The following is a 16,901-nucleotide window of genomic DNA, read 5'->3' as shown; positions in this document are numbered from 1 at the left end:
CCTCGGCCACCGAAGGGTTAGGCTAAAGCGTTCGCGCGAAAACAAACGAGCAATGACTGCACAGACCGCGGAGACGCGCGAACTCGCGGCCGTCATCGGGCTGGAGGTCCACGTCCAACTCGAGACGGAGACGAAGATTTTCTGTGGCTGTTCGACGGACCCCGCCGAGGACGAGGAACCGAACACCCGGACCTGTCCGGTCTGTCTCGGCCTGCCGGGCGCCTTGCCCGTCCTCAACGAGGGCGCCGTCGAAGCCGCCGTCAAGGTCGGCAAAGCGCTCGATTCGGAGATTCCCGAGGAGACCCGGTTCCACCGGAAGAACTACTACTACCCTGACCTGCCGAAGAACTTCCAGATTACCCAGTACGACGCGCCCGTCTGTGACGGCGGCGAGCTGGAGTTCAGCGTCGAAGGCGAGACCAAGACGGTCGGTATCGAACGCGCCCACCTCGAGGAGGACCCCGGCAGCCTCCAGCACGCCGGCGGCTCCATCGACACCGCCGACTACACCAAGGTCGACTACAACCGCGCCGGCACGCCCCTGATGGAAATCGTCACCGCGCCGGACTTCCGCGGCGCCGAGGAGGCCCGCGCGTTCCTCGCCAAACTGACCGAGGTCCTCGAATACCTCGGCGTCTTCGACGTCACCCGCGACGGCTCGCTGCGCGTCGACGCCAACCTCTCTATCGTCGATGCCGAGAAAGTCGGCGACGGCGGCGAAATCAGCGAGGACGTCCTCGAATCCGCCAACCGCACTGAGGTCAAGAACATCTCCAGCCACAAGGCCGCCGAGAAGGCGCTGGCCTACGAGGAGACTCGCCAGAAGAACGCCATCCAGCGCGGCCGCGAGGTCGAACAGGAGACCCGCCACTGGGACGAATCCCGCGGCGTCACCGTCTCGATGCGCTCCAAGGAGGAAGAGAAGGACTACCGCTACTTCCGTGAGGCCGACCTGCCGCCGCTTCGCGTCTCCGACTGGAAGGAGCGCATCGACATCCCGGAACTGCCGGACGCCCGACGGGAGCGCTTCGTCGAGGAGTACGGCCTCGATTCGGAGGACGCCTCCAAACTCACCTCCACGAAGCAGGTCGCGGACTTCTACGAGCGCGTCGCCGAGGCGTTCGACCCCCAACTCGCCGCGACGTGGGTCGCCGACAACCTGCTCGGCGAACTCCACTACCGCGACATGGAGATTACCGACGTCGAGGAGCGCCTCGACGAGTTCGCCCGCCTCGTCGAGTTGGTCGCCGAGGACGAGATTACCGTCAAGAACGCCGAGGAAATCGTCCTCCGGCGGATGCTCGACGACGGGATGGCCCCCGACGATATCGTCGAGGACGAGGACCTCGGCAAGACCGGCGAGGGCGAAGTCGCCGCCGCCGTCACCGAGGCCATCGAGGAGAACCCCGACGCCGTCGAGGACTACCACGCAGGCGAGGACGGTGCGCTGAACTTCCTCGTCGGACAGGTCATGCAGAAGACGGGCGGAAGCGCGGACCCCGGTACGGTCAACGAACTCCTTCGTGAGGAACTAGCCGAGTGAGATAAATCCCGGCGAGAAGCACGCACCGCCCGACGGAACCGTATTGTTGGTATAAATGATGCCTTTGAACCGCTCCGTTCGAACCGTGGATAACCTAAGTGTCACCGTTACCGGCTGCTTTCTTCCCAAAAGTCAACACTACGCCTCGTAGATGGCGCCGATAATTAAGCCGCTAAAGCAGACAGGCCCCCGATAGCTACGATTCCAGCACCGACCAAATTCAGCGAGATGCCCCACAACGTGCCACTCAACGGTTGGGCAATTAGGAGAATAGCAATCGTGAGTCCGGCGACTGCCAACGGAGCAGTTACATCCTGACCAGCCATATTAGAAAAGTCCATCACCGCCGAAGAGCCCTCCACCGTTACCTCTAGAATCGGGGTTTTTGCCCATATCTTCACGCCGTTTAATCACGAAAGCGAATTGGGTCATGTCCATCATCCCCCGGTTACTGTCGATGAACTTGTTCTCCAACTCCCTCCAACCATCCATATCCTCAATGCCACAAGCACAGGCAATGACGTAATCGTAATTGTCTGCGTAGTCCTCCAACTGGCCACGTAGCTTCTTTTTCTGGGAGTTCGTGAAGTCGCGTTTCAGTTCGATTCCAACTTCATCATCTACCACTACGTCTCCATACGAAGTTCCCCGCTCCGTACTGACGACGTGGCTGCCACCGCCAGCACTCAATCCGAGTCCACCAGACTGCTGATTAAGAGCCTCGTCGAGGTAGTCCTGAAGTTCAGATTGATATTCTCTTTCGTGACCATGTACCGCTGAAGGAATCCATTGGTCAACGAGGTCGAGGACTTGTCTCCCTATTGGATTACCGATACCCATATACCTCAAATAAGTAGACTAACGAAAAAATCTTCCTCCGATATTTGCGTACTCTATTCACTGTAGTCCACCTTCTTTTCAATAATTCATCATTCCACACAGTACGTCCAGTCGGGGAAAATGCCGCCTGCGAAGGGGTTATCTCTCGGTGTGCTCGCTCGTATCGCCGCTCATGCCGGCAACCGGGTTCTCCGGGTCTTCAACGCGCGGGTCGAACGCCAGAAGCGTCGCCAGCAGCGCGAGTGCGACGACTTCGAGCGTCTTCGAGAGCACTGCGAGGGTCACGCGACCGGGCTGGTCGGCGCCCGTGAAGATACCGACCAGCGGTTCGACGTAGTGGCTGATGAGGACGCCGAGCAGGCCGGGGTGGGCCGAATCGTTCCCACCGGGTGCGGCGGCAGGGCCCCCACCGGCACCGTGGCCCAGCACGGTGTGCCACGCGAACCATCCGAGGACGTAGACAGCCATCGCCGCGATACCGAGGACGTACGCCCGGCGGAAGTCGAGATAGCCGGCCGCGACGGCGCCGATGCCGGCCAGAATCGCCACCGACGAGAGCACGAAGAGCCACGGTTCGGGCTGAACGAGGGCTTGCCCGCCGAAGAAGTACTCCCCGAGCAGGCCCGCCCGGTTGAAGCGAGCGAGTTCCGAGACACCGACGACGAAGTGGACGACGGCGACGGCGCCGACGACCTGCAGGGTCAGAAAACGGAGTTTCCGGGCGGTGGCTTCCTCCATACACGCGCTCGGGACTGGGTAGCCAAGAGCGTGCCGAAAGCCGACAGCGGGGCGGCCGGCGGTGGGGCCACCACCGTGCGCGCGGGCGCTCGCTCGAACGCGCTCATACGCCCGCAGGCGTGCCCTATGGCGGTTTTCCGGCGTTTGCGACGAAAGGTTGAAAACGGGTGTCGGCGTAGACTGCCCCAACGTGGAACTCATCGTCACCGAGAAGGACAACGCCGCCCGTCGCATCGCGGAGATACTCTCCGACGGCGGCGCGTCCGCGAATCGGCGCAACGGCGTCAACGTGTATCGCTGGGGCGACAAGCGGTGTGTCGGCCTCTCCGGCCACGTCGTCGGCGTGGACTTCCCCTCGGAGTATTCGGACTGGCGGGACGTCCAGCCGGTCGAGTTGGTCGACGCCGACGTCGTGAAGACGCCCACCCAGGAAAACATCGTCCGCACCCTCCAGCAGTTGGCCAGGGACGCCGACGAGGCCGTCATCGCGACGGACTACGACCGCGAGGGCGAACTCATCGGCAAGGAGGCCTACGAACTCATCGACGAGGTCGCTGACATCCCCATCCAGCGGGTGCGCTTCTCCTCGATTACGGAAAACGAGGTGAAGAACGCCTTCGGCAACCCCGACGAACTGGATTTCGACCTCGCCGCGGCCGGCGAGGCCCGACAGGTCATCGACCTGCTGTGGGGCGCCGCCCTGACGCGGTTCCTCTCGCTCTCTGCGAAACAACTCGGCGACGACTTCATCTCGGTCGGGCGGGTGCAGTCGCCGACCCTGCGGCTCATCGTCGAGCGCGAACGCGAGATTCAGGCCTTCGACCCCGACGACTACTGGGAACTGTTCGCCGAACTCCAGAAGGACCAGACGCCCTTCGAGGCCCAGTATTTCTACAAGGAAGACGGCAAGGAACAGGAACGCGTCTGGGACGAAGACGACGCCGACGATGCCTTCGAGCGCCTGCAGGGCGCCGGCGAGGCCGTCGTCGATTCGGTCCGCCGCCGCACCCGCACCGACGACCCGCCGGAGCCGTTCAACACCACCCAGTATATCCGTGCGGCCGGCTCGCTCGGTCTCTCGGCCCAGAAGGCCATGAGCGTCGCCGAGGAGCTCTACACGGCCGGGTACATCACCTACCCCCGGACGGACAACACCGTCTATCCCGACGACCTCGACCCCGAGGAACTGCTGGAGGACTTCGTCGGCCACCATCCCTTCGGCGACGACGCCGAGGACCTGCTCGAAGCCGAGGCCATCGAACCTACCTCGGGCGACGAGGAGACGACCGACCACCCGCCGATTCACCCGACCGGCGAGATTCCGGGGAAACAGGACCTCTCGGACGACGAGTGGGAGGTCTACGAACTCGTCGTCCGGCGCTTCTTCGCCACCGTCGCCGAACCCGCCAAATGGGAACACCTCAAGGTGGTCGCCGACGCCAACGGCGCGCTGCTGAAGGCCAACGGCAAACGCCTGCTTGAAGCCGGCTACCTCGACGTCTACCCCTACGCCTCCAGTTCCGAGAACATCGTCCCCGACGTCGAGGAGGGCGAACCGCTCGGCATCGACGACGTCGAAATCGAGGCCAAGCAGACCCAACCGCCCCGTCGCCGTGGCCAGTCGCGACTCATCGAGACGATGGAGGACCTCGGCCTCGGGACGAAGGCGACACGGCACAACACCCTCCAGAAGCTCTACGACCGCGGCTACATCGAGAGCGACCCGCCGCGGCCGACGAAACTCGCGATGGCCGTCGTCGAGGCCGCCGAGGCCTTCGCCGACCGCATCGTCGACGAGGAGATGACCGCGCAACTGGAGGAGGACATGCGCGCCATCGCCGAAGGCGAGAAGGACTACGACGAGGTGACCGAGGAGTCCCGCGAGATGCTGGGAAAGATTTTCGAGGAACTCCACGACTCCCGGGAGGAAATCGGCGAGCACCTCCGGGATTCGATGAAGGCCGACAAGACGCTCGGGCCGTGTCCCGACTGCGGCGAGGACCTGCTCGTCCGCCGCTCCCGGCGTGGGTCGTATTTCGTCGGCTGTGACGGCTTCCCCGACTGCAAGTACACCCTCCCGCTGCCGAATCAGGGCGAACCGACCGTCCTCGACGAGGAATGCGAGGAACACGGCCTCCGGAAGGTCAAGATGCTGGCGGGGCGCAACACGTTCGTCCACGGCTGTCCGCGCTGTAAGGCCGAGGAGGCAGACGAGGCCGAAGACGAGATTATCGGCGCCTGTCCCGACTGCGGCGACGAGCACGGCGGGGAGTTGGCTATCAAGCAACTCCGCTCGGGCTCGCGGCTGGTCGGCTGTACGCGCTATCCCGACTGTGAGTACTCCCTGCCGTTGCCCCGGCGCGGCGATATCGTCGTCACGCCCGACCGCTGCGAGGAACACGACCTGCCGCATCTGGAAATCGTCGACGGCGAGGACGACGACGACCCGTGGGAACTCGGCTGTCCCATCTGTAACTACGCCGAATATCAGGAGCGGCAGGCCGCTTCCGAAATCGAGGACCTCGACGGTATCGGCGCGAAGACCGCCGAGAAACTGGCCGATGCCGGTGTCGAATCGCTTGACGACCTCCGGACGGTCGACGCCGCCACGGTCGCTGGCGAGGTCCAGGGCGTCTCCGAGGACCGCATCCGCGAGTGGCAGGCAGAGGCCAACGCGGGCGCTGCGGCCGACTGAATCGAGTTTTGAGCCCATCTCGGTATTTATGTGTCATGCCCACAATGCTCCATCGGGGTGGCCTGTGTGAAACGAGACCGGGGTCAGTTACTGATAATCACGGCGTTACTACTGGCAATTCTCTTCGTCGGACTGGCCCTCATCCTCAACAGCGGTATTTATGCCCAGAACCTCTCGACGCGGGAGGCCGGCGGCTCCATGGAACCGTTCACCGATGACCCGACGACGGTCAATCGCCTCTCGGCGTCGATGCGGACTGCGAATTACCACAACGATACGGCCGACTACGGCCCGCGACGAGCGATGATCCAACGGAACGTCTCCGAGTGGAAACATCGACAGGCGAATATCAGTGCTCAAAACGGCCAATACATGTCAACCGAGGTGACGGGGATGCAGAACGGGACGCGGGTATCGCAGGACGGCTACGGGCATTTTATGCCGGCCGAATCGACGCTATTAGACGAAGTTTCTGATTTTCTAACTGATGGTTTCAGAATAGATCTTCTGGGACTTGGAGACAAAAAGAACTGGATGGTTGCTGAGGACACTGATATTCGATCGTTCGAGATGACGGTCGATAGAACTGAACTGGAGGAGACAAACGCAGACCTCCTGGACTACTTAGAGGATCCGTTTGGATCATGGGTTATCTCTGGGAGCAGTTCGTTCTGGGTTGAGATAGATAATGACGAAACGGATGACGAAGTCTGGCGTATATATATGTTTAATGACGAATCCAACAATTCCGTGAGGACAATCGTTGCTAAATACGATGGAGTCGTCAGAGAGTCAGTCGACGTTTGTTCTGCTCATGGAACGAATGTCACCGTAGGATTGACTGCAGGCGAACTAGTAGGGAAGAACGGGAAGGTTCCTTGCCGCGCGTTACAGAACGCGACCAGCGGTGACTCACAGGATATATACTACGCTGGAGGTGACGAAGTCAAGGGGCGGTATAGCTTCATATCTGATGAACCAGAGTCGGAATTTCGGAACGACCTAGAGGACAGATATGGCACCTATCTTGAAAACGAATTGGACGATGTTGGTGATTATCTCTTAGAACTGTTGGGCGTGGACAGCCTGACTAGCAACGAACTCTATCATGACAGTCCAGATGATGGTAACCCGTATACTACGACTGCAGTCTACAGCACCTCCGTCGAGATGACGTACACGACAGACCGCATGCAGTACACGCGGAACGTGACGTTCGCACCGGAAACGGCCGAACCGTAAACGGTGGGAAGCATACGCCGAGCGGATCGAGGCCTTTCACCGACGGCCTTTTTCATCGACGTTCGTCAGAGCTCCGCTCTGACGCAGCCCATCAGAACGCTGAGCGTTCTGAGGACTTTTTTGCCGCGAGTGGTGCGCCGAAGGCGCACCCGAGCGGGAAAAACGTCGAGTCGAAGCGGTTTTAGCCGGGCGCGGGCATCGGGAGGGTATGAGCGCTCCCTGGGCCGAGTGGGACCACATCGTCAAAATCGACCCCGACAAGACGCTCGTGGAGGGGGAAACCTTCGAGGACGTCTGCGCGACGGGGACCGACGCCCTCGAAATCGGCGGTACGACCGGCATGACAGAAGAGAAGATGGCCCGCGTCGTCGAGGCGACCGGCGCCTACGACATCCCCGTCTACATCGAGCCGTCGAACGTCGCCTCGGTCGTCCACCGCGACGAGTTGGACGGCTATCTCGTGCCCGTCGTCCTCAACGCCGGCGACCCCTTCTGGGCGGTCGGCGCACACAAGGAATGGGTCCGACTCGACGACGACATCGACTGGGACCGCACCTTCACCGAGGCCTACGTCATCATGAACCCGGAGGCGTCCGTCGCCGAGTACACGGAGGCCGACTGTGACCTCGAAGCCGACGACGTGGCCGCCTACGCCGAAGTCGCCGAGGAGATGCTCGGCCAGGACATCGTCTACGTCGAATATTCGGGCACCTACGGCGACCCCGAGGTCGTCCAGGCCGCGACCGACGCCGTCGAGGACGCGACGGTCTTCTACGGCGGCGGTATCGGCGATTACGACGCCGCCTACGAGATGGCGACCCACGCCGACACCGTCATCGTCGGCGACCTGGTCCACGACGAGGGCGCCGACGCCGTCGCCGAGACGGTTCGGGGCGCCAAGGACGCCAAGGCCGACCGGAACTGACGGCGGCCCGTTTTTCTCTCGTGTTACGTCTCGTTTCGGCCGTGACGAAAAGCCGCGCTTAAGTCGCGCGGACGAGAATCGCGGGTATGGAGAACCGAACGTACACGGCGGATGCCGAGCCCGGGACGGACGCGACCGTCGCCGGCTGGGTCCACGAAGTCCGCGACCTCGGCGGTATCGCGTTTCTGATTTTGCGCGATACCACGGGTCGCATCCAGGTCAAATTCGAGAAGGACGAGATGGACGACGAACTGGTCGAGACGGGACTGAACGCCTCCCGCGAGTCGGTCGTTTCCGTGACCGGCGCCGTCGAGGAGGAGGACCGCGCCCCGACCGGCGTCGAAGTCGTCCCGGAATCGGTCGAAATCATCTCCGAGGCCGACACGGAACTGCCGCTCGACCCCTCGGGCAAGGTCGAAGCCGAACTCTCGACCCGCCTCGACAACCGGACGCTGGACCTCCGCCGCGAGGAGGGCCAGGCCATCTTCGAGATTCGCGCCGAAGTCCTCCGCGCCGTTCGTGAGGCCTTCCGCGATGCCGACGCCACCGAAATCAACACGCCGAAAATCGTCGCGACGGGGACGGAGGGCGGCACCGAACTCTTCCCCATCACCTACTTCGGCGAGGAAGCGTTCATGAACCAGAGCCCCCAGCTGTTCAAACAGCTCATCGCGGGTTCGAACCTCGAACGCGTCTTCGAAATCGGCCCCATCTTCCGCGCCGAGGAACACAACACGCCGCGGCACCTCAACGAGGCGACCTCCATCGACTTCGAGGGCGCCTTCTGTGACCACACCGACGCGATGGACGTCTGCGAGCAGGTCGTCTCCGCCGCCTATGAGGCCGTCGAGGAGAACTGCCAAGACCAGCTCGAGGCCCTCGGCATCGCCGACTCCTTCGAGGCCCCCGAGACGCCGTTCCCGCGCATCTCCTACGAGGAGGCCATCGAGCGCATCAACGCCACGGGCGAACTCGACGAGCAACTCGTCTGGGGCGACGACCTGCCCACCGAAGGCGAGAAGGCTCTCGGCGACGACGTCGGCGGCCACTACTTCATCACCGACTGGCCCAGCGAAATCAAGCCGTTCTACATCATGGACAACGACGAGGACGACCAGCTCTCGACGGGCTTCGACATGATGCATCCGCGGATGGAACTGGTCTCCGGCGGCCAGCGTGAACACCGCGAACAGCACCTCATCGAGGGCTTCGAACAGCAGGGGCTCGACCCCGAGGCCTTCGAGTACTACACCGAGATGTTCAAGTACGGCATGCCGCCGCACGCCGGCTGGGGCCTCGGTGCCGAGCGGCTCCTCATGACGATGCTCGACCTCTCGAACATCCGCGAGGCTGTGCTGTTCCCGCGAGACCGACAACGGTTGAGCCCATAGGCGAAACCGTTGTCGGGCGAGCGGGAGCTCGTGAGACGAACGGAGTGAGTCTCACGGTGTTCCCGCGCGATCGCCAACGTCTGAGCCCGTAGATCAGCGACGGCACCTTCTTTCGGCCTGAGTTGAGTCGTCCATCAGGCCCATGTTGTTGTGTTGAGTAGTAGCGACTACTGATGGCCGAAGAACTCGGGTTGCCCGGGAGCCTCTCCATCGCGCTCGGCGGGATGATCGGCGGCGGCATCTTCGCCGTGTTGGGCGTCGTCGCTGGTATCACCGGCTCGCTGACGTGGCTGGCGTTCGTCCTCGCCGGCCTCGTCGCACTCGGGGCCGGATACTCGTATAACGCGCTCAACGCGCTGGTCGATGCCTCGGGCGGGTCGGTCACGTTCGTCCGGTGTTTCGTCGGCAACACCACCCTCGCCGGCATGGTCGGCTGGACGCTGCTGGTCGGCTACATCGGCTCGATGGGGATGTACGCCGTCGCGTTCAGCGAGTTCGCCCTCGGGTTCTCGGCGCTCCCGTCGAGTCTCGGGGGCGTGCCCTTGCGGCCGGTTCTGTCGGTCGGCGTCGTCGCCCTCTTCGTCGGCCTGAACCTGCTCGGCGCCCGCGCGAGTGGAACCGCCGAGAACGCGCTTGTAGGCGGGAAAATCGCCGTCTTGGTCGCACTCGGCGTCGGCGGAATCGTCTTCGCGACGGCCGTCGAGCCGCGGCCGCTCGATTACGGTCTCGACCGCCTGCCTGCGTTCGGACCCATCATGTCCGCCGCCGTCTCCTTCGTCGCCTTTCAGGGGTGGCAGTTGCTCTTCTACGACCAGGAGAGCATCGAGAACCCGACCGAGACCATCCGCAAGGCGGTCTACATCGCGATTCCGTCGGCGGTCGCCATCTACGTCGTCGTCGCCGTCGTGACGACCAATCTGGCCAGCGAGGCCCTCCGGACCCACCCGCATACGGCGCTCGCGAGCGCGGCCGAACCGCTGCTGGGTTATTTCGGCTACGCGAGCGTCGGCTTTACCATCGTCTCGCTGGCGGCGCTGCTCTCGACGGGGTCGGCGCTCAACGCGACGCTGTTCTCGTCGGGCCATCTCGCCAAGGGGATGGTCTCACAGAACCTGCTGCCGGACCGTATCAGCGACGGCGAGGCCGACGGCGTCCCGCCGACGACGCTGGTCGTTCTGGGCGCTATCACGGCGGCGCTCACGGTACCCGGAAGCCTCGGAGCAGTCACCTCCTTCGCGTCGCTGGCGTTCATCGTCGTCTTCGGGTCGGTGAGCTATCTCGCCTTCCGCCACCGCGAGGAGGCGACCATCAACCCCCTCCCGCCGCTCGTCGGGATGGTCGGTGCGGTGAGTTTCCTGCCGCTGCTGTTCTGGCATCTCTACCACAACGAACCCGAGACGTTCGTGACGGTGCTGGCTATCGCCGTCGTCGTCGCGCTCGCCGAGGTGCTCTACTTCGAACACGATGCCCTCAAGGAGGAAGTCGTCGCCTTCGAGCGTGACGTCGAAGCGGCCGTCGAAAACATCGGCCACGACCGGGAGGAGCCATGAAACCGCGCTCGGAACTCGCCAACAACCTGGCGAACGAATCGGAAGCCTACGGGTATACCCTCTCCATCTGGGGCGCCGGCGCGCTACTCGTCAATACCTACGGCGTGCCGGGTATCCCCGGCGTCACGGCGTATCTCGGCGGCGCGCTTGCCGGCTTCGCCACGCTGGTCGCGGTGGCCTTCGGCGGCTTTCTCGATACGACGCGGGTCGAAACCTCGGATTCGCCGCTTGTCGTCTCGACGGTCCACGTCGTCTCGACCGGTGGCAGTCTCGCTATCGCTTCGGGCGTGATTCGCTTTTCGCTGATTCCGCCGCTGTGGACGTTCCTGCTCGTCGGCTTTTCGGTCACCGTCACGTACAACCTGCTGCTTTTGGCCGAGGAACTGCTGGCACATCTCTTCGACGGCCGAACGGAGTCGGGTTAGGCCCACTCGATGCGGACCGAATCGCCGACCGGGAACCCGAAGGCCTCGTCGCCGCGGCCCTGATTGACCGCGAACTCGACGTTGTCGTGGCTGCCGACGGTGACGACGCGCTGGCCGACCTCGGCGTGGGCATAGGAGGCCACGACGGGCACTTTCTCGCCGTCGACGCGGACGGTATCGCGGCCGTCGACCACGTCGCCAGGAACATTCGTGATGGTGTTGCCGAAATCGTCGATGGCGAGTATTTCGCCGGTTGCACCGTTCTCGCCGAGTTCGGGGTCGGGAAGTCGCAGGTCGGTGACGTCCTCGGCCGGCGTGACGCCGTCGACTTCGGGCAGGCGGTCGATGCCGGCCTCGTGGACGGCCGCGGCGGCGGGGGCGAAGACGTCGCGGCCATGGAAGGTGGAACTGCGGGGGTCTTCGACTTCGAGTTCGTAGGCGTCGATGTCCGTCTCGTAGTCGTCGCCGTTGCCGCCGCTGGCGAGTTCTCGGGCGGGCGGCAGGAGGACGCCGTTGTCGGGGCCGACCAGCAGGTGGTCGCCGGCGCGGATGACAAGCGCGTCGCGGTCGGTGCCGACGCCGGGGTCGACGACGACCAGATGAACCGACGGCGGGAACTCCGGGAGGACCTGCGTCAGCCAGAAGGCGGCCGCACGGACGTCCTGCCGGGGGAAGTCGTGGGCGACGTCGACGAGGCGTGCGTCACAGCGTTTGAGGATAGCGCCTTTCATCGCCGCGGGATACGGCGTGCCGAAATCGGATGCGAGCGTAATCATCTATTCGTCGGCGGGGTCGCCGTTGCCGTTGGCGTCGCTGGCGGTTATCTGCTGGATGCGTTCGACGCCGTCGATCTCGTCGATAACCTCGACGACGGCGTCCGGAACGAGCGACTCCCAGTCGCCGTCGGCGGCGATGCGCTCGCGAACCTCGGTGCCTTCGAACTCCTCGCGGCGATACATCGGGGATTGCCGGACCTCGATGCCGGCCTCCTCGAAGAGGCGAACCACGAGCGGGTTGTTCGAGAACGCTACCTCGAAGCGCGGACTCATCGACTGGACGTGGCTGACCCACACCGAGTTGCGGTTGAGATCCTCGATGGGGACGGCGTAGGTGATGATGTCGAGGTCCGCAAGCGTCTTGGTAATCATCATAATGCGCTCGCCCGCGGTAAACGGGTTACGGACGGTGTGGGACTGGTCGGCGCTCCCGATACCGACGACGAGTTCGTCGACCTCCTCGCCGATGCGTTCGACCATGGCGTGGTGACCTTCGTGGAACGGCTGAAAGCGGCCGATGTAGAACCCCCGGGTCATATGAGGGGCCTCGGAGTCCGATTTTATAAACCCGACGAGTCCGGCATGGCTGAAAAGCCACACCGGCGTATCCCGGTCTGTTACGGCGGTTTTTAGCAGGGGCAGCGCGTGACGGGGGGAGAAAGTATATCAGTTGACGACCCTTGGTTTTCGGTAATAGCAACGGTTCTATGAGCAACGACAAAGACGCAGACGCCGACGCCGACGAGCGTCGGACCCCGACTGAGGAGCCGGACGAAAAGGCGCCTCGGGACCCCCCCGAGGAGCCTCCGACGCCGGCTCGAGAGGGCGCCAATGAGCAGCTCGACGACGACGAGGAGTTGCTCGACGGCTCCGACCTCGGCAGCGACGTCGAGGTCGAGGGCGACGTCGAAATCGACGAAGAGAAGGAGGACAACCTTCTCGGCGGCCTCCAGATAGATTCGAGCGAGGACATTTCGGTCCCTGACCGACTCGTCGACCAGGTCATCGGGCAGGACCACGCTCGCGATATCGTCCTGAAGGCGGCCAAACAGCGCCGCCACGTGATGATGATCGGCTCCCCGGGTACCGGGAAGTCGATGCTCGCGAAGGCGATGAGCCAGCTCCTCCCCAAGGAGGAACTGCAGGACGTGCTGGTCTACCACAACCCGGACGACGGCAACGAGCCGAAGGTCCGTACCGTCCCCGCAGGCAAGGGCGACCAGATCGTCGACGCCCACAAGGAGGAAGCCCGCAAGCGCAACCAGATGCGGTCGTTCCTGATGTGGATCATCATCGCCGTCGTCTTCGGCTACGCCATCCTCATCGCCCAGCAACTCCTGCTGGGCATCATCGCCGCGGGTATCATCTACCTCGCGTTCAAGTACATGAGCCGCGGCAGCGACGCGATGGTTCCGAACCTGCTCGTCAACAACGCCGACCAGCAGGTCGCGCCGTTCGAGGACGCGACCGGCGCCCACGCCGGCGCCCTGCTCGGCGACGTCCGCCACGACCCCTTCCAGTCCGGCGGCATGGAGACGCCCAGCCACGACCGCGTCGAGGCTGGCGCCATCCACAAAGCCAACAAGGGCGTGCTGTTCATCGACGAGATGAACACCCTCGACATCCGTTCTCAGCAGAAGCTGATGACGGCGATTCAGGAGGGCGAGTTCTCGATTACGGGCCAGTCCGAGCGCTCCTCGGGTGCGATGGTCCAGACCGAACCCGTCCCGACCGACTTCGTCATGGTCGCCGCCGGGAACCTCGACGCGATGGAGAACATGCACCCCGCGCTCCGGAGCCGTATCAAGGGCTACGGGTACGAGGTGTACATGGACGACACCATCGAGGACACTCCGGAAATGCGCCGCAAGTACGCCCGCTTCGTCGCCCAGGAGGTCGACAACGACGGTCGTCTCCCGGCCTTTACCGACGAAGCCATCGAGGAAGTCATCCTCGAAGCCCGCCGCCGTGCGGGCCGCAAGGGCCACCTCACGCTGGAGTTCCGTGACGTCGGTGGCCTCGTCCGCGTCGCTGGCGACATCGCCCGCGCCGAGGACAAGGAGCTCACCGAACGCGAGGACGTCCTGCAGGCGAAAGCGCGCTCGCGGTCCATCGAACAGCAGCTGGCCGACGACTACATCGAGCGCCGGAAGGACTACGAACTCACCGTCAGCGAGGGCGACGTGGTCGGCCGCGTCAACGGCCTCGCGGTGATGGGCGAGGACTCCGGTATCGTCCTGCCCGTCATGGCGGAGGTCGCCCCTTCACAGGGGCCCGGCGAGGTCATCGCCACCGGCCAACTGAAGGAGATGGCTCAGGAGGCCGTCTCGAACGTCTCGGCGATCATCAAGAAGTTCAGCGACGAGAACATCTCCGAGAAGGACATCCACATCCAGTTCGTCCAGACCGGCGAGGGCGGCGTCGACGGCGACTCTGCCTCGATTACGGTCGCCACCGCCGTCATCTCGGCGCTGGAGGACATCCCCGTCCGTCAGGACCTCGCGATGACCGGTTCGCTGTCGGTCCGCGGTGACGTCCTGCCGGTCGGCGGCGTCACGCACAAAATCGAGGCCGCCGCGAAGGCCGGCCTCGATACGGTCATCATCCCGAAAGCCAACGAGCAGGACGTGATGATCGAAGACGAGTACAAGGACGAAATCGAGATCATCCCGGTCTCGCACATCTCCGAGGTGCTGGACGTGGCGCTCGCGGGCGAACCCGAGAAGGACTCGCTCATCGACCGCCTCAAGAACATCACCGGCTCTGCGCTCGAACAGCGCGAGGTCGGCGGCACCAGCCCCAGCCCGCAATAAGGCGTGACCCGGTGGGCCGTCTTCGCCGGTATCACGCTCACCGCGCTCGTATTGCTGCTTCTTTTGGCGCGCGCCTCACAGTCGGTCGTCGGCGGCCGCTACGTCACCCGCGACGAACAGCGGTGGCTCGACCGCCTGCCGGACGGCGCCGACCACCTCGATACCGGGGCCGCGCCGGAACCCGACCGCAAGACGCCCGCCGAAACGACGCTGGACTCCGGCCAGGAACTGACGACGACGGCCCTGCTGGCGAACGTCGCCGTCTCGCACGGCCTCTTTGCGGCGCTGCTCGTCGGCGGCGCGCTGATGGCGGACGTGCCCGCGTCGGCGTTCGGCATCACCGCCGACCCCATCGGCTCCGGACTGTTCGGCGTCGGCGTGGGCATCGCCGTCGGTATCGCCATTTCGCTGGCGAACACGCTGGCGGCCGGCCTCGTCGACATCTTCGATTCCGACCCCAGCGAGGAACTCCGAGAGATGCTCGCCCCCGAGACGGCGAGAGGATGGGTGCTCCTATTGGGCGGCGTCCTGCCGCTTATCGCCGGCTTCGAGGAGTTGCTTTTCAGGGGCGCGCTCATCGGAGCCATGGCCGTCGGCTTCGGCGTTTCACCGTGGCTGTTGGCGGTTCTTTCGTCGATAGCCTTCGCCGCCGGCCACGGCGCACAGGGCGGTCTCGGTATCGTCGTCACCGGCCTGCTCGGCTTCGCGCTGGCGGCCGTCTTCGTCCTCACGAACAGCCTGCTCGTGGTCGTCGTGGCTCACTACGTCGTCAACGCCGTCGAGTTCGTGGTCGTCGAAGGACTGGGCTGGGAACCGTTCGGCGGGTAGGTCGCTATTCCTCGTCGCCCGCAATCAGCAATTCGAGGTCGGAAACGAGGTCCTCCAGGTCGTTGTACTCGCCAGCGATGGCGTGGGTTTCCTCACAGTCGCAGGCCTCGCTGGCGCGGTCGGTCGCCTCGCCGAGGGCGTCAGTCGTCTCCCGGAGCGAAACCGCGAGGTCGGCGACCTCGTCGAGCGTCCGCTCTTGGTCGATGCGGTCGGTGACGTCCCGGAAGTACGCCGAGAGGCCGTCGGCCGAGGGGACGGCGTGAACTTCGAAGTGCGTTCCCAACCTGTCGTGGGACATCCGGAACGTCACCGTCTCCTCGTTTTCGACGGCGCGCTCGAAGGCCGACTGGAGCGGCGAATCGGCCGCCGCGGGCACGGCCGTCCAGAGTTCTTCGCCGAGAAACTCCTCGCGCGTGCCGCCCAGCAGGCGCGCGCCGAATTCGTCGAGATAGGTGACTCGCCACTCGGCGTCCAGACCGAGGTAGGCGTCGGTGACGTGGTCGTGAATTCGCTGGACGTGCTGTTGGGCGTCGCGGGCCAGTTTTCGGGTCCGGTACTGTTCGACGGCGTTTTCGATGCGGTTCGCAAGCAGGGCAAAGCCCTCGTCGCCGAGGTTCTTCTGGAGGTAGTCGGTGACGCCGGCGTTGATGGCGTCCATGGCGACGTCTTCGGACCCCTTGGAAGTAAAGAGGATGAAGGGGATGTCCGGTTCGGCCGCACGGCACTTTTCGAGGAACTCCAGACCGTTCATGCCGGGCATCTTGTAGTCGCTGATGACGCAGTCGACGTCCTTCTGGTCGAGCAGTTCGAGGGCCTCGGTGGCGTGTTTTGCCGTGATGACCTCCAGGGAATCGAGGCGCTCCCGGAGGCGCGAGGCGACGATTGAAAGGAGGTTGCGCTCGTCGTCGACCACGAGCAGCGTTATCTCGTCGACGCCGGTTCGACCGACGAACCGCTCGGCGACGAAGGCACCGCCGTCGTCCGCGTCGTCATCGTCCGACGGCCGTCCCGTGTCCGGTGTCATAGGTCAAAATAGCACACCCGCACAATAAAAGGCACAGACGTTTCGAGTCGAAACCTGGGGCCGCGGCGGCCACCGTGGAGCAACACACCCAAGCCGTCGCCGGCCGACCAC

At 64.0% G+C, this 16,901-nt stretch carries 14 protein-coding genes; 9 read left to right on the top strand and 5 right to left on the bottom strand.

The window, feature by feature from the left end; all coding sequences use genetic code 11:
* Positions 1-52 precede the first annotated feature (52 nt).
* Complete coding sequence (gene gatB, locus HWV23_RS12130) at positions 53-1,543, top strand: Asp-tRNA(Asn)/Glu-tRNA(Gln) amidotransferase subunit GatB (RefSeq protein WP_178290661.1); 1,491 nt, start codon at positions 53-55, stop codon at positions 1,541-1,543.
* Between the two features lie 327 nt (positions 1,544-1,870).
* Here the strand turns inward: gatB and HWV23_RS12125 are convergent, their stop codons facing one another.
* Both HWV23_RS12125 and HWV23_RS12120 read right to left on the bottom strand, forming a co-directional pair.
* Positions 1,871-2,383, bottom strand: a complete 513-nt coding sequence (locus HWV23_RS12125) for a hypothetical protein (protein ID WP_178290660.1) — start codon at positions 2,381-2,383, stop codon at positions 1,871-1,873.
* A 138-nt stretch (positions 2,384-2,521) separates the two neighbouring features.
* Positions 2,522-3,121 (bottom strand): hypothetical protein, encoded by a 600-nt coding sequence (locus tag HWV23_RS12120; RefSeq protein ID WP_178290659.1) that lies wholly within the window; start codon positions 3,119-3,121, stop codon positions 2,522-2,524.
* A 190-nt stretch (positions 3,122-3,311) separates the two neighbouring features.
* On the opposite strand from HWV23_RS12120, the gene HWV23_RS12115 reads away from it, so the two are divergent.
* The 6 genes from HWV23_RS12115 (at position 3,312) to HWV23_RS12090 (ending at position 11,349) form a co-directional block, all read left to right on the top strand.
* The gene (locus HWV23_RS12115; RefSeq protein ID WP_178290658.1) at positions 3,312-5,816 is read left to right on the top strand and encodes a DNA topoisomerase I; all 2,505 of its coding nucleotides are present in this window, start codon (positions 3,312-3,314) and stop codon (positions 5,814-5,816) included.
* 66 nt (positions 5,817-5,882) lie between these two features.
* Complete coding sequence (locus HWV23_RS12110; RefSeq protein WP_178290657.1) at positions 5,883-7,058, top strand: hypothetical protein; 1,176 nt, start codon at positions 5,883-5,885, stop codon at positions 7,056-7,058.
* Between the two features lie 208 nt (positions 7,059-7,266).
* Positions 7,267-7,983, top strand: a complete 717-nt coding sequence (locus HWV23_RS12105) for a phosphoglycerol geranylgeranyltransferase (RefSeq protein WP_178290656.1) — start codon at positions 7,267-7,269, stop codon at positions 7,981-7,983.
* Between the two features lie 86 nt (positions 7,984-8,069).
* Entirely contained in the window at positions 8,070-9,374 is a 1,305-nt protein-coding gene (aspS, locus tag HWV23_RS12100; protein WP_178290655.1) for an aspartate--tRNA(Asn) ligase, read from the top strand.
* 173 nt (positions 9,375-9,547) lie between these two features.
* Complete coding sequence (locus HWV23_RS12095) at positions 9,548-10,924, top strand: APC family permease (protein WP_178290654.1); 1,377 nt, start codon at positions 9,548-9,550, stop codon at positions 10,922-10,924.
* Positions 10,921-11,349, top strand: coding sequence for a hypothetical protein (locus HWV23_RS12090; protein ID WP_178290653.1), 429 nt, complete (start codon positions 10,921-10,923; stop codon positions 11,347-11,349). Before HWV23_RS12095 ends, HWV23_RS12090 begins: the two co-directional genes overlap by 4 nt.
* On the opposite strand, the gene HWV23_RS12085 is transcribed toward HWV23_RS12090, so the two are convergent.
* Together HWV23_RS12085 and HWV23_RS12080 are read right to left on the bottom strand one after the other, a co-directional pair.
* Entirely contained in the window at positions 11,346-12,125 is a 780-nt protein-coding gene (locus HWV23_RS12085; RefSeq protein ID WP_178290652.1) for an SAM hydrolase/SAM-dependent halogenase family protein, read from the bottom strand. The two genes, HWV23_RS12090 and HWV23_RS12085, sit on opposite strands and share 4 nt — an antisense overlap.
* Positions 12,126-12,662, bottom strand: a complete 537-nt coding sequence (locus tag HWV23_RS12080) for a nicotinamide-nucleotide adenylyltransferase (RefSeq protein WP_178290651.1) — start codon at positions 12,660-12,662, stop codon at positions 12,126-12,128.
* 170 nt (positions 12,663-12,832) lie between these two features.
* Between HWV23_RS12080 and lonB the strand changes: the two genes are divergently transcribed.
* Together lonB and HWV23_RS12070 are read left to right on the top strand one after the other, a co-directional pair.
* Positions 12,833-14,938 (top strand): ATP-dependent protease LonB, encoded by a 2,106-nt coding sequence (lonB, locus tag HWV23_RS12075; RefSeq protein WP_178290650.1) that lies wholly within the window; start codon positions 12,833-12,835, stop codon positions 14,936-14,938.
* Between the two features lie 3 nt (positions 14,939-14,941).
* Positions 14,942-15,766, top strand: a complete 825-nt coding sequence (locus tag HWV23_RS12070) for a CPBP family intramembrane glutamic endopeptidase (RefSeq protein WP_178290649.1) — start codon at positions 14,942-14,944, stop codon at positions 15,764-15,766.
* Positions 15,767-15,770: 4 nt separating this feature from the next.
* Here HWV23_RS12070 and HWV23_RS12065 read toward each other — a convergent pair whose 3' ends face one another.
* Complete coding sequence (locus tag HWV23_RS12065) at positions 15,771-16,790, bottom strand: response regulator (RefSeq protein WP_178290648.1); 1,020 nt, start codon at positions 16,788-16,790, stop codon at positions 15,771-15,773.
* Positions 16,791-16,901 lie beyond the last annotated feature (111 nt).

This window comes from Natronomonas halophila (assembly GCF_013391085.1).
Taxonomy (GTDB): domain Archaea; phylum Halobacteriota; class Halobacteria; order Halobacteriales; family Haloarculaceae; genus Natronomonas; species Natronomonas halophila.
Note: the sequence above shows the minus strand (reverse complement) of the source record. Positions and strands in the feature narration are given on the sequence as shown.